The sequence below is a fragment of the Parvibaculum sp. genome (assembly GCF_045863935.1).
In the GTDB taxonomy this organism is placed as follows: Bacteria; Pseudomonadota; Alphaproteobacteria; order Parvibaculales; family Parvibaculaceae; genus Parvibaculum.
On record NZ_BTVP01000012.1, the window covers coordinates 1 to 13,587 of the forward strand.

8 protein-coding genes and 1 pseudogene are annotated in these 13,587 nt (G+C 62.8%); 5 read left to right on the top strand and 4 right to left on the bottom strand.

The window, feature by feature from the left end:
• The coding region (locus tag ACKUUH_RS06790) for an MlaA family lipoprotein (RefSeq protein ID WP_407949131.1) at positions 1–446 on the bottom strand (446 nt) is incomplete at its 3' end.
• A gap of 298 nt (positions 447–744) precedes the next feature.
• Here ACKUUH_RS06790 and ACKUUH_RS06795 point away from each other — a divergent pair.
• From ACKUUH_RS06795 to metH, 3 genes and pseudogenes are all read left to right on the top strand, one after another.
• The gene (locus ACKUUH_RS06795) at positions 745–1,737 is read left to right on the top strand and encodes an ArsR/SmtB family transcription factor (protein WP_407949132.1); all 993 of its coding nucleotides are present in this window, start codon (positions 745–747) and stop codon (positions 1,735–1,737) included.
• Between the two features lie 5 nt (positions 1,738–1,742).
• Positions 1,743–2,645, top strand: coding sequence for a methylenetetrahydrofolate reductase [NAD(P)H] (gene metF, locus ACKUUH_RS06800; RefSeq protein ID WP_407949133.1), 903 nt, complete (start codon positions 1,743–1,745; stop codon positions 2,643–2,645).
• A gap of 27 nt (positions 2,646–2,672) precedes the next feature.
• Positions 2,673–6,522, top strand: a pseudogene (gene metH / locus ACKUUH_RS06805) (methionine synthase).
• Positions 6,523–6,525: 3 nt separating this feature from the next.
• Here the strand turns inward: metH and ACKUUH_RS06810 are convergent.
• Complete coding sequence (locus tag ACKUUH_RS06810) at positions 6,526–6,870, bottom strand: winged helix-turn-helix transcriptional regulator (protein WP_407949134.1); 345 nt, start codon at positions 6,868–6,870, stop codon at positions 6,526–6,528.
• 139 nt (positions 6,871–7,009) lie between these two features.
• Between ACKUUH_RS06810 and ACKUUH_RS06815 the strand changes: the two genes are divergently transcribed.
• Positions 7,010–7,510 (top strand): carboxymuconolactone decarboxylase family protein, encoded by a 501-nt coding sequence (locus ACKUUH_RS06815; RefSeq protein ID WP_407949135.1) that lies wholly within the window; start codon positions 7,010–7,012, stop codon positions 7,508–7,510.
• A 408-nt stretch (positions 7,511–7,918) separates the two neighbouring features.
• On the opposite strand, the gene ACKUUH_RS06820 is transcribed toward ACKUUH_RS06815, so the two are convergent.
• A complete protein-coding gene (locus ACKUUH_RS06820) occupies positions 7,919–8,899 on the bottom strand; it encodes an NADPH:quinone oxidoreductase family protein (RefSeq protein ID WP_407949136.1) in 981 nt (326 codons plus the stop codon).
• 63 nt (positions 8,900–8,962) lie between these two features.
• The gene (locus ACKUUH_RS06825) at positions 8,963–12,562 is read right to left on the bottom strand and encodes a hydantoinase B/oxoprolinase family protein (protein ID WP_407949138.1); all 3,600 of its coding nucleotides are present in this window, start codon (positions 12,560–12,562) and stop codon (positions 8,963–8,965) included.
• 99 nt (positions 12,563–12,661) lie between these two features.
• Between ACKUUH_RS06825 and ACKUUH_RS06830 the strand changes: the two genes are divergently transcribed.
• The gene (locus ACKUUH_RS06830) at positions 12,662–13,573 is read left to right on the top strand and encodes a hypothetical protein (RefSeq protein WP_407949139.1); all 912 of its coding nucleotides are present in this window, start codon (positions 12,662–12,664) and stop codon (positions 13,571–13,573) included.
• Positions 13,574–13,587 lie beyond the last annotated feature (14 nt).

Sequence of the window (13,587 nt, forward strand, 5' to 3'; positions counted from 1 at the left end):
CTGTGCTGCGGCATGCCCCAGTCGGCGGCGGGGTCGAAGAGACCGAGAACGCCGACCGTCGTGTTGATGCCGAAGCGGCTCGCCGTCGTGCCGGCGCGTTCCCACTCGCCTTGCAGGAGGTCGTTGGCGAGGATCACCGGGCTTCTCAGATTGTCGAGGAAGTTACGCACGCCGTCGCGACCGGGTTCCGGCACCACGCCGTCGTACCAGGTGGCGACGGGCTTCAGCAGGATCGTGTCGAAGAACTTGTTGAGTTCAAAGAAATAGCGATTCATCGGCTCGAGCGGATCGTTCTCGTCCGCGCCATTGTCGGCGGTCGCTTGTGCGGCAGGCTCGTCGGCCGCCATGGCCGCGTGCGGCGCCGACGTCAGGCCGAACAGCAGCGCGAGCGTGAGGATCGCCTGCATCGCGATGTGCCGTATGCCTGTCCGGTCTCTGGTCTTCATGTCAGCCCGTTCCAATCCTGTGCCCCGGCGAGTCTCGTGCCGTCCCGTCGCCGCAAGCATTCCGTCTGCGGCTTAATTCCATATGAACAAAGGGTCTTTTTCTGCAGTTTCTTGCCGATTCCCGCACCCCAACGGCCCTCCTAGCTACCATAGGAGGGCAAGGTTAACCAGCATGGGGCAAGCGGCCGGGATCAGAATCCCGTGAGGCGTCGAGAAAACGTCACAGTCGAGAAAAAGGTTTTGAAAGACATAAAGATATGTTTATATCCTTCGCGAAACCGTAAGGACTGACTGGCACATGGAGCAACTTCTCGCAGGATTGCGGGCGGCAGGCGAGCCTACAAGGCTGCGTCTTCTGGCCCTTCTGGCGCATAGCGAGCTGACGGTCACGGAACTGACGCAGATTCTGCGGCAGAGCCAGCCCCGCGTCAGCCGGCATCTCAAGCTGCTGTGCGAGGCAGGACTGCTGGAGCGCTTTCGTGAGGGAAGCTGGGTTTTCTATCGCCTGGCGGGCAGCGGGCCGGTTGCCGAACTCGCCGACGTTCTGAGCGGGCTCATCCCGCAAGAGGACCTCGTCATTGCGAGGGATCTCGAGCGGCTGGAGGCGGTGCGGACGGCACGGGCGGAAAAGGCTGCGGCTTATTTCCGGGCCAATGCCGAGGAGTGGGACAGGATCCGGTCCCTCTATGTGCCGGAAGACAAGGTGGAGCAGGCGATGCTCCAGCTCGGTGGTTCCAGCGCGATCGAACTCGTGGCGGATCTCGGTACCGGCACCGGACGGATGCTGGAACTTTTCGGGCCGAAGGCCAAAGCAGGGCTCGGTATCGATCTCAGCCCGGAAATGCTGGCGCTCGCCCGCGCTCAACTTGAGCAGCGCTCGCTTCAGCACTGCTCGGTCCGGCAGGGCGATCTCTACGATCTGCCCATGCAGGACGAGACGGTCGATCTCGTGACGTTGCACATGGTGCTTCACTATCTCGACGATCCGGCCGCTTCCATCGCCGAGGCCGCGCGCGTGCTGAAGCCGGGCGGGCGGTTGCTGATTGCGGATTTTGCACCGCATGAGCTGGATTTTCTCCGCGAGAGCCATGCGCACCGGCGGCTCGGATTCGCGGAAGACGAAGTGAACGAATGGCTCGCGGATGCCGGTCTGGACGTCGCGGAGACAAGGGTTCTGCCTCCGGAAGGTGGCGAAGACGCAAAGCTCACCGTGTTGATCTGGGTTGCCGACAAGCGCGGTGAACCCGCCCGGCGCGCCGCGGCCAAAGTCGAATTCGAAGGAGTGAAGTAGAGGCAATGGCGAAGACGCAGAAAAAAGACGTAAACGAGCGGACGCGCGTGTCGTTCGAGTTCTTCCCTCCGAAGACGCCGGAGATGGAGGAGACGCTGTGGAAGTCCATTCGCCGGCTTGAGCCGCTTCAGCCGGAATTCGTATCCGTGACTTACGGAGCGGGCGGGTCGACGCGCGAGCGCACGCATGCAACGGTGAAGCGCATTCACGACGAGACGTCGCTGGAGCCCGTGGCGCATCTGACCTGCGTCGGTGCCTCGCGCGTGGAAGTCGACGATGTCATCCGCGGTTACTGGGATGCGGGCATCCGGCACATCGTGGCATTGCGCGGCGACATGCCCGAACTCGGCGCGCCTTACCAGCCGCACCCAGAAGGTTATCAGTCGACGCCGGAGCTCATCGAAGGCATCTGCAAGATCGCGGACTTCGACGTTATCGTGTCGGCCTATCCCGAGAAACATCCGGAATCGGTTTCGATCGACGCCGATATCGAACTCCTGAAGCGAAAAGTCGATGCAGGCGCGACACGTGCCATCACGCAGTTCGTCTTCGATACGGACAAGCATATCCGCTTCCTTGAAAAGGCGAGAGCGGCGGGCGTCGAAGTGCCGATCGTTCCGGGCATCATGCCGACGACGAACTTCAAGGGAACGAAGCGCATGGCGGGCCGCTGCGGCGCGAGCATTCCGAAATGGCTCGACGACTATTATATCGGTCTCGACGACGACCTGCCGACGCGGAAGCTGATCGCGGCCTATGTGGCGGCCGAGCAGGTCAATCGTTTGCGGAGCTACGGCTTCGACCGTTTTCACTTCTACACGCTTAACCAGGCGGATCTCACCTTTGCGATCTGTCATGTGCTGGGACTTCGCCCTCAACCCGTTCCGGCAGAACCGGAAGCAGTCTGAGCCGCGAAACGACCCGCACCTGGAGGAATGAACATGTCTCACCCGAAAACACGCGAAGAACGCATCGCCCACCTGAAGAAGGAAGTGAAGGAGCGCGTGCTCATTCTCGATGGCGCGATGGGTACGATGATCCAGCGCTACAAGTTGCGTGAAGAGGACTATCGCGGCGAGCGCTTCAAGGATCACGAGTACGATGTGAAGGGCAATAACGAGCTCATTTCGCTCGTTCAGCCGGATATCCTGCGCGACATCCACCTTCAATATTACAGGGCCGGTGCGGATTTCGCCGAGACCAATACGTTCGGCGCGACGCGCATCGCCCAGGCCGACTACCACATGGAAGACCTCGCCTATGAGATGAATGTGGCGAGCGCACGGATCGCGCGCGAGGCGGCAGACATCTGCGAGAAGGAGGAGCCGGGCCGCGTCTGCTATGTGGCGGGGGTGCTCGGGCCGACGAACCGCACGGCGTCCATTTCGCCGGATGTGAACGATCCGGGCTTCCGCAACGTCGACTTCGACCGGCTCTACGAGGCCTATAAGGAAGCGACGAAGGGGCTGATCGAGGGCGGCGCCGACACCATTCTCGTCGAAACGATCTTCGACACTTTGAACGCCAAGGCGGCGCTCTATGCGGTGGAAGACGTCTTCGAGGAACTCGGCTTCGAGCTGCCCGTGATGATTTCGGGCACCATCACCGATATGTCCGGCCGTCTCCTCTCCGGGCAGACGCCGGAAGCCTTCTGGAACTCGGTCCGGCATGTGCAACCTTTCTCCATCGGGCTCAATTGCGCGCTCGGTGCGAAGGAGATGCGTCAGCACATCGACACGCTTTCGCGTATCTCCGATACGAATGTGTCGGCGCATCCGAATGCGGGCCTGCCGAACGAGATGGGCGAGTACGACGAAAGCCCGGCGCAGATGTCGGCGCTTGTCGGCGAGTTTGCGCAATCGGGCCTCGTCAACATTCTCGGCGGGTGTTGCGGCACGACGCCGGACCATATCAAGGCCATCGCGGATGCGGTGAAGGCCGGAAAACCGCGCGACATTCCGGAGGTCGAGCGGCGGATGCGGCTTTCCGGCCTCGAGCCTTTCGCGGCCGACTGAGCCACGCATCGAAAAGGCGGGCCGCTGCGCTCTTCGAGCCGGCGGCCATGTCCGAAACCAATACGAGTAAAATTCAGATCGGGATGAGATGACTCAAACCACGGCGAACTTCATCAATATCGGCGAGCGGACCAATGTGACGGGCTCCGCCCGCTTCCGGAAAATGATTCAGGAAGACCGCTACGACGACGCGCTCTCGGTGGCGCGCGAGCAGGTCGAAAACGGCGCGCAGATCATCGACGTCAACATGGACGAGGGCATGCTCGATTCCGAGGCCGCGATGATCAAGTTCCTGAACCTGATCGCTGCCGAGCCCGATATCGCGCGCGTTCCGGTCATGATCGATTCCTCGAAATGGAACGTCATCGAGGCGGGCCTCAAGCGCGTTCAGGGCAAGGCGGTCGTGAATTCGATCAGCCTCAAGGAGGGCGAGGAGCCGTTCCTGAAACAGGCGCGCAAGATCAGGCGCTATGGCGCGGCAACCGTCGTCATGGCCTTTGACGAGGAAGGCCAGGCCGATACCGCGGACCGCAAGTTCCAGATCTGCGAGCGGGCCTACAAGTTGCTGACGGAGAAGGTGGGTTTCCCGCCGGAAGACATCATCTTTGATCCGAATATCTTCGCGGTCGCCACCGGCATCGAGGAGCACAACAACTACGCCGTCGAGTTCATCCGGGCTTGCGAACGCATCAAGCAGAACCTGCCTTACGCGCATATTTCCGGCGGCGTGTCCAACGTCTCCTTCTCCTTCCGCGGCAACGAGCTTGTTCGCGAGGCGATGCATTCGGTTTTCCTCTACCACGCCATCCAGGCGGGCATGGACATGGGCATCGTGAATGCCGGCCAGCTTGCCATTTACGACGACATCGACGCGGAGCTTCGCGAGCGTGTGGAGGACGTGATCCTCAACCGCCGCGACGATGCGACCGAGCGTCTTCTCGAAGCCGCCGAACGCTACAAGGGCGAAGGCGGCAAGAAGCGCGAAGAAGACCTGTCATGGCGCGAGAAGCCGGTGAACGAGCGCATTTCGCATTCGCTGGTGAAGGGCATCAATGCGTTCATCGAGGAAGATGTCGAGGAGGCGCGTCATCACTTCGAGCGCCCGCTGCACGTCATCGAAGGCCCGCTGATGGACGGCATGAACGTCGTCGGCGACCTGTTCGGGTCCGGCAAGATGTTCCTGCCGCAGGTGGTGAAGAGCGCGCGCGTGATGAAGCAGGCGGTGGCCTATCTCATGCCCTTCATGGAAAAGGAAAAGGAAGAGCTCGGCATCACCGACGACGATGCGGCGGCGCGCATCCTCATGGCGACCGTGAAGGGCGATGTTCACGATATCGGCAAGAACATCGTCGGCGTCGTGCTTCAGTGCAACAATTTCGAAGTCATCGACATGGGGGTGATGCAGCCGGCCGAGAAGATCCTCGAGGCGGCGAGGGAACACAAGGTCGATATCATCGGGCTGTCGGGCCTCATCACGCCTTCGCTGGACGAGATGTGCCATGTTGCAGCCGAGATGGAACGTCAGGGGTTCAAGGTGCCGCTTCTCATCGGCGGCGCGACGACGAGCCAGATACACACCGCAGTGAAGATCAGCCCCAACTACAAGGCGGGGCAGGCGATCTATGTGACCGACGCGAGCCGTGCGGTGGGCGTGGCGTCCACGCTCATCTCCGAGCGTGCGGACGCCTACATCACCGGCATACGCGAGCAGTACAAGGACCTCGCCGCACGCCACGCCGCGGGCAGGGAAAAGAAGGAACGCCAGACCATTCAGGGCGCACGGGAAAACCGCCCGAAGATCGACTGGAAGGGCTACAAGCCCGTGAAGCCGGCCTTCCTCGGCACCAGGGTGTTCGAAGACTATCCGATCGAGACGCTCGTGCCCTATATCGACTGGACGCCTTTCTTCCAGACCTGGGAGCTGCATGGCCACTACCCGCAAATTCTCGACGACGATAAGGTCGGCGAGGCGGCGCGCTCGCTCTTTGCCGATGCGCAGGAAATGCTGAAGCAGATGGTCGAGGAGAAATGGCTGAAGGCGCGCGCCGTCATCGGCTTCTGGCCCGCGAACGAGATCGATGTGGACGATATCGAGCTCTATGCGGATGACGGCCGGAAGGAGCGGCTCGAAGTGTTCCACACCCTGCGCCAGCAGATGAAGCGTTCGTCGGAGCGCGCGAATTTTGCGCTGTCGGATTTCGTTGCGCCGAAGGAGAGCGGCGTCGCCGACTATATCGGCGGCTTCTGCGTCAGCGCCGGCTTCGGCGAGGACGACATCGCCAGGGGGTTCAGGGAAAAGCACGACGACTATCGCGCCATCCTCTCGCAGGCGCTTGCCGACCGTCTGGCGGAAGCCTTCGCCGAGCACATGCATGAGCGTGTGCGCAAGGAGTTCTGGGCCTACGCCGCGGACGAGAACCTCAGCAGCCAAGAGCTGATCGAGGAGAAGTATCAGGGTATCCGCCCGGCGCCGGGCTATCCGGCGCAGCCCGATCACACCGAGAAAGTGGCGCTCTTCAAGCTGCTCGATGCGGAAGAGAAGATCGGCGTGAAGCTGACCGAAAGCTATGCCATGTGGCCCGGCGCCTCGGTGAGCGGCCTCTATTTCAGCCACCCGCAGTCGGAATATTTCGGCGTCGGCAAGATCGAGCGCGATCAGGTGGTCGAGTATGCAAAGCGCAAGGGAATGGACCTGAAGGTGATGGAGCGCTGGCTGGCGCCGATCCTCAATTACACGCCGGGCGCCGAGCCCGAAGAGGAAGCGGCCTGACAATCAGCCGAGCGTTTTTGCCCATTTTTCGGACCAGACGGTGAGGGGCGTGAGGTGCGAAAGCAGCTCGCGCCCCCATTTTGTGAGCGCATAGCCTTCGTCGGGCTTGAGCTCGACAAGGAGCGCATCGCGCATTTCCGCGAGCCTTGTGTTCAGAACGCTCGGCGACGTGCCGCCGCATGCGGCCTGCAAGTCGCGGAAATTGAGCGGCTCGTCACGCAGTTCCCAGAGAATACGCAAGACCCAGCGCCGGCCGAGAAGGTCGAGCAGGGCCATGACCGGCCGGCCGGTCGAAGACCCGCGCACGCGGCGGCCGGGGCGGGGAGGGCTTTTTGCCTGCTTCGTCATGGATTGTTTCGTCATGAGGCGAGAATAGGACTTGCGCTACGAAAAGAGAAGCGCCATCTTGTTTGCTACGTTAATAGTAGCAATGGAACCGATCATGACCCCTCGCATCGAACCAGCCGCAAGGCCATATGAAGCGGATATGGAGAAAACGCTCGAGAGGCTGATGCCGCCTGGCGTCGAGCCGCTTGTTCTTTTCCGGACATTGGCGCGCAACCCCCGCGTCTTCCGGCGTTTCATGGCGGGCGGGTTGCTCGACAAGGGAACGCTCACGCTGCGCGAACGCGAGATCGTGATCGACCGCGCCTGCGCGCGGTGCGGCGGCGAATATGAGTGGGGCGTGCATGTCGCGTTCTTCGCGGACAAGGTCGGCTTCGGCGAGGAGGAGATTGCGGCGACGGCGGCGGCGGGTACCGATGCTGCCTGCTGGACGCCGCGCGAGCGGCTGATCCTGCGTCTCGTCGACCAGCTTCACGATACGAGCAATGTGGACGACGACCTCTGGGGTCAGCTCAAGGCCGAATTCAGCGACGAGCAATTGCTGGAACTCGTCGTGCTCACCGGCCTCTATCACATGGTCTCGTTCACGGTGAATGCGCTTCGCCTGCCGCTGGAGCCCTATGCGGCGCGCTTTCCAGATTGAAAAATGAAGAGGGCGCATGTTTGTCATGCGCCCTCTGGAATTCTTGAATGCTGTCTGCCCTTCGAGGGGGGCGGCGTGTCCAGTCAGAACACGCCCATCGTTATGGCGCCAACAAAGAGAAATGCCAGTCCGGTCGCCAGGTACCCAATCTTCATCGCAAGCATTCCGGCCTCCCGTATCTTGGGTGGAGGAGGACTCTCGGGCCGAACGATGCCGTTTCGCAAGAGGAATCGTGGCTGCGCTGCGGCATGGGTTTGAAGGCATTTGAAGATCGTGCCGCAAGCCTTTGAATCAGGCTCCGGAATCGCATGTGAATGAATTTCTGTCAGTGTCATCGATTCGTCGCGTATGAGGCGCGGCGGCGGCGGCAAGGCGGCGGATGTGCATTTTCCGCTTCGTCGCTGTGGTTCACTGGCGGAAGTGGATGACGGGCTTGCCGATGCTCTCGCGGTCGAGAAGCCGTTGCAGAACGGAAGGCGCCTGCGCCAAGGGGAAGCTCGCCGAAGGTTCGGGATTGATGCGGCCTTCGCTTGCCCAGTCCGTCAGTGTCCTGAGCAGCGGAATGTTCGCGGCCGGATCGGCGCGGACATAGCCGCCCCAGTCGACACCGACGATGGAGCTGCGCTTCAGCAGCGGCAGGTTCAACGGAATGCGCGGAATGTCGCCCGCGGCGAATCCGACGACGAGGTGGCGTCCGCCCGGCGCGAGACACCGGAAGGCCGTTTCGGACATATCGCCGCCGACCGGATCGTAGACGAGATCGACGTCGCGCCGTCCCGTCAGCGGTTCGAGCGTCTTGCGCCAGTCGGGCGCCGTGTAGTCGATGGCGAAGTCCGCGCCGCGCGCCACCGCGGCCTTGCGCTTTTCTTCGGTGGATGCCGCCGCGACGACGGTTGCGCCCATCGCCTTCGCGACATCGATGGCCGCCATGCCGACGCCGCCCGCCGCGCCGAGCACCAGCACGGTTTCGCCGGGTTTGAGATGACCGCAGGTCTCGAAGCCGTAAAGCGCGGTGCAATAGGAGACGATGAAACCGGCGGCGGCCTCCGCGCTCATTATCGCGGGTACCGGAATGCAGGTGGCGGCGGGAAGCGCGATCTTTTCCGCGAGCGCGCCCACGGGCGAGAGCGCCATCACGCGTTTGCCCATCAGTGCTGCCGGCGCGTCTTCGCCGAGCGCGACGACCTTGCCCGCGACTTCGCTTCCCGGCGTGAAGGGAAGCGGCGTCTTCACCTGATAAAGCCCGGCGACGAGCAGCGCATCGACATAGCCGAGGCCCGCCGCTTCCGTCTCGATCACGACCTGCCCGCGTCCGGGTGCGGGATCGGGGAGGTCTTCGAGCGTCAGCGTGGAGGGCGCACCGTAGTTGACGCAACGGATGGCTTGCATTCGTCTTTCTCCTGACTTTCCGGTGCGCGCATCATGCGCGCCGGGAGAAAAGATGCAAGCGGCTCAGGGCTTTCCGTAGCCGCCGCCTCCCGGCGTCATGGCGATCACGGTGTCGCCCGCATCGAGTTCCGCCGTCGCGGAACCGGCAAGCGTTTCGACAGTGCCATCGGCGCGGCGGATATCGTTCCGCCCGAGCGCGCCATCGCTTCCGCCCGCAAGGCCCGAAGGCGCGACGATGCGATGCGTCGAAAGGATGGAGAGGTGCATGGGCTCGCGGAAGCGGATCGCACGCACCGCGCCATCGCCGCCTTTGTGCTTTCCCTTGCCGCCCGAACCCTTGCGGATGGAAAATTCCTCCAGCAGAACGGGGAAGCGCCATTCGAGCACTTCCGGATCGGTGAGGCGCGAATTCGTCATATGCGTCTGCACGGCGTCGGCGCCGTCGAAGCCGGGTCCCGCGCCCGCGCCGCCCGCAATCGTCTCGTAATACTGGTAGCGACCGTTGCCGAAAGTCAGGTTGTTCATCGTGCCCTGCGCCGAGGCCATGGCGCCGAAGGCGCTGAACAGCGCATCCGTCACTGCCTGGCTCGTCTCCACATTGCCGCCGGCGACCGCCGCCGGATAGCGCGGGGAAAGCATCGAACCTTCGGGAATGACGATCTCGATGGGCCTGAGGCAGCCTTCGTTCAGCGGAATATCGTCGTCCACCATGCAGCGGAACACATAAAGCACGGCCGCGCGCGCGACGGCGGAAGGCGCATTGAGGTTGCTGGCGAGTTCCGCGCTCGTGCCGGTGAAGTCGATCTTCGCCGTTCGCGCTTTCCGGTCGACGCTCACCGCGACATGGATCGCCGATCCGTCATCCATCTTCTGCACGAAGGTCGCGTCCTTCAGCCGGTCGATCACACGGCGGACGTTTTCTTCCGCATTGTCCTGCACATGGCGCATATAAGCGATGACGACATCGAGACCGAATTCGGCAACCGTCTTGCGCAGCTCCTCCGCGCCCTTGCGGCAGGCGGCAATCTGCGCGCGCAGATCGGCGATGTTCTGCTCCGGATTGCGCGCGGGAAATTTGCCGCCGGTCAGCATGGTGCGCATCTCCGCTTCGCGGAAGCGGCCCTCCGCGACAATGCGGAAATTGTCGATGAGGATGCCTTCCTCCTCGACGCTCCGCGAATGCGCCGGCATGGAGCCGGGCGAGATGCCGCCGATATCGGCGTGGTGTCCGCGCGCGGCGACATAGAAGAGGCGCGTCTTTCCTTCCGCGTCATAGACCGGCGCCACCACCGTCACGTCGGGCAGATGCGTGCCGCCATTATAGGGCGCGTTCAGCACATAAACGTCGCCGGGGCCCATTCCCTCGTTCTGCTCGATCACGGCGCGCACGCTCGCGCCCATGGAGCCCAGATGCACCGGCATGTGCGGCGCGTTCGAGACGAGCCCGCCGGCGGAGTCGAAAACGGCGCAGGAGAAGTCGAGCCGTTCCTTGATGTTCACCGAGGACGCCGTGTTCTGCAGCGTGCCGCCCATCTGTTCGGCGATGGACATGAAACGGTTGTTGCAGATTTCGAGCATCACCGGGTCTGCGTCCGTGCCGATGACGGTGCGTCTGGGCAGCGGCGCAACGCGGCGCAGAATAATGTCGTCGGCAAGCGTCACTTCCGCTTCCCATCCGGGCTCCACGGCGATCGTCTGGTTCGGCTCGATGACGAGCGCGGGCCCGGCGGCCCTGTGGCCGGGCTTCAGCGCTTCGCGCCGGAAGATGGCGGTCTCGATCCATCTGCCTCCCATATGGATGCGGCGGCGGTCCGCCGCTACCGGGGCGTCCGCTGCGCGCGCCTGCGCGGCAGTCTGGCGGACGCGCGCGCCGCGCTCTTCGGCGGAAACTTCGACGGCCTCGACGATGATGGTCTTGCCGTCGAAGCTGAAGCCGAACTGCGCGCGATGCACCGCCTCGAATGTCGCCGCGGCTTCGCCGATGTCCTGTGCCGCGAAGGGGATCTGCAGCGAGGTGTCGCTGCCCTCGTAGCGCAAATGGAGCAGGGGCGTGATGGTCACCTCCGATGCCGCGATGCCTTGCGCCACCAGTTCCTTCGTCGCATCGCTTGCGAGCGCCGCAATGGCTTCGCCGATTTCACCCTTGAGTTTTTCTTCGAGCGCCTTCGTCACCGTCCGTGCCCGCGAGGCCGAAATGCGCGCAAGGCCCATGCCATAGGCCGAGAGCAGGCCGGAGAACGGATGGATGTGAACGGTCTTCATGCCGAGAGCGTCGGCGACGAGGCAGGCATGCTGGCCGCCCGCGCCGCCGAAGCAGGAAAGCGCATAGGCGGTAATGTCGTGACCGCGCTCAATGGAAATTTTCTTGATCGCATTCGCCATGTTCTCAATGGCGACGCGCAGGAACCCTTCGGCGATCTCTTCGGGCGTCCTCCCGTCGCCGACGCTTTTCGCGAGCTCTGCGAACTGGCCGCGTACGGCTTCGCGGTCGAGGCTTTCGTTCTGCCCGGGCCCGAAGACGGCGGGAAAGAGGTCGGGCTGGAGCTTTCCCAGCATGACGTTGGCGTCGGTAACGGTCAGCGGCCCGCCGCGCCGGTAACAGGCGGGGCCGGGATTGGCGCCCGCCGAATCCGGGCCCACCTGGAAGCGTCCGTCCCTGTAGTGAAGGACCGAGCCGCCGCCTGCGGCAACGGTATGAATGCGCATCATGGGAACGCGCATGCGCACGCCCGCAATCTCCGTTTCGAAGCTCCGCTCGTACTCGCCGTCGTAATGCGACACGTCCGTCGAGGTGCCGCCCATGTCGAAGCCGATGACGCGCGCGAACCCTGCTTCTGTCGCCGTTGCCGCTGCGCCGACAATGCCGCCTGCCGGGCCTGAGAGGATCGCGTCCTTCCCCTGAAAGAAGGCGGCGTCCGTCAATCCGCCGGAAGACTGCATGAAGAAGAGCCGCGTCCCGGCATCTTCCGTTCCGATGGCGCCCGCGATGCGGTCCACATAGCGGCGCAGCAGCGGCGAGAGATAGGCATCGACCACCGTCGTGTCGCCGCGTGAGACGAACTTGATGAGCGGGCTCACGCGGTGGCTCAGCGAGATCTGTGTGAAGCCCACACGCTGCGCGATCTCGCCTGCCGTCCTTTCATGCGCGGGATGGCGGTAGCCATGCAGGAAAGAGATGGCAACGGAGCGGATGCCCGCATCGAAAGCGTCTTGAAGCGCGCGCCGGGTTTCCTCGCGGTCGAGCGGCGTCAGAACCTCGCCTTCCGCGCTCACCCGTTCCGCCACCTCCGCGACACGTTCGTAGAGCTGTTCCGGCTTTTCGATTTTCAGGCGGAAGAGATGCGGCCGCGCCTGATAGCCGATGGCGAGCGCATCGCGGAAGCCGCGCGTCGTGAGAAGAAGCGTGCGGTCGCCCTTGCGCTCCAGCAAGGCATTTGTCGCAACGGTCGTGCCCATCTTCACCGCGCCGATGCGGCCCGCGGGCAGCGGTTCGCCCGCCGCCACGCCGAGCAGGTCGCGGATGCCTTGCAGCGCCGCATCCTCGTAATGCTCCGGATTCTCGGAGAGAAGCTTCAGCGCCCGCAGGCTTCCGTCCGGCGCCTTGCCGATCACGTCGGTAAAGGTGCCGCCCCGGTCAATCCAGAAGTCCCAGCGGTTGCTCATTTGGTAATCCAAAAACTGTCGCGGTGAGCAATTTGAACGTCCATACTCGAATTCATCTTTCGCATTTCAGTTGCGATTGAAAAAGGGGGGGATTTTTCCATGAGCGACCATACCGGAATTTTGAAGATGGCGGCTGTGTCCGCCGTGCTCGCATTTGCGATGGCTGCGCAAGCGGCTGCCGCCGGATTTCCCGATGGGCCTTCTGCGATCCATCTCATCGTGGAGCCGGATCAGCAATTGGGACAGACGCTTACCGCTTCGGCGGGCGATGTCGTTTATAGCGACGCCCGGATTGCCGCCTATCGCAGGATCGTTGTGAATGGCAACATGCAAGGTATCTGCGCCGGAGGCGTCTGCCACAATGTTCCGGCGGGTGAGGAATATGTTCCGATTCCGTACGGAATGTCGCTCTATTGCACCAAAGGCACCTATGCCGAGCGGAAATCCATGTTCTCCACGCGTCAGGAGCATTCCTGCATCAAGCTGAAAACGCCGGGCGACGTGTCGGATGTCGAAATGTTCTCGATCTCCAGCTTCGAGGACCAGCTAAGGATCATGCCGCAGGCCGTCAATCTCGGGAATTATCTTCGCCTCGACGAAGGTCGGCTCGACAATCTGCCGGAGGGTTTCTCCGATGCCTGGCGCCATTTCTTCGAACCGGTGCAGATCGTCTATCTCGGCGCGTCGGAGGGACGTATCCGCTTCCGGATCGAACCGCGTGCCGATGCCGCTCCCGCGCGTGTCATCAGCTATCCCTATCAGGGCGGTCCGGTGCGGCTTCCCATGTCCGGTACAAACCCCAAGGCGAGCGATACCGACTACGAAAAGATATCCTTCGGAGGCACGGATGAGGAAGTGACAGGGGTGACGATGAACGTCGAAACGGCGGATCAGAATGCCATCTCCTACAGTCTTCAAGAGGTGACCACCGTCCGGCAGTTCATGGGGTCCACCATCAGCCTGTCGCGGGGAGACACGACAATCTCGATGCAATACGGAAGTCGCCCCTGATCCTTAGCTCCATT

Bases quoted from the DNA above. Each gene is read 5' to 3' on its own strand.
- ACKUUH_RS06815 (WP_407949135.1), top strand. From the start codon at position 7,010: ATGGAGAAAACGCTCGAGAGGCTGATGCCGCCTGGCGTCGAGCCGCTT.
- metF (WP_407949133.1), top strand. From the start codon at position 1,743: ATGGCGAAGACGCAGAAAAAAGACGTAAACGAGCGGACGCGCGTGTCG.
- ACKUUH_RS06810 (WP_407949134.1), bottom strand. From the start codon at position 6,870: ATGACGAAGCAGGCAAAAAGCCCTCCCCGCCCCGGCCGCCGCGTGCGC.
- ACKUUH_RS06825 (WP_407949138.1), bottom strand. From the start codon at position 12,562: ATGAGCAACCGCTGGGACTTCTGGATTGACCGGGGCGGCACCTTTACC.
- ACKUUH_RS06820 (WP_407949136.1), bottom strand. From the start codon at position 8,899: ATGCAAGCCATCCGTTGCGTCAACTACGGTGCGCCCTCCACGCTGACG.
- ACKUUH_RS06830 (WP_407949139.1), top strand. From the start codon at position 12,662: ATGAGCGACCATACCGGAATTTTGAAGATGGCGGCTGTGTCCGCCGTG.
- ACKUUH_RS06795 (WP_407949132.1), top strand. From the start codon at position 745: ATGGAGCAACTTCTCGCAGGATTGCGGGCGGCAGGCGAGCCTACAAGG.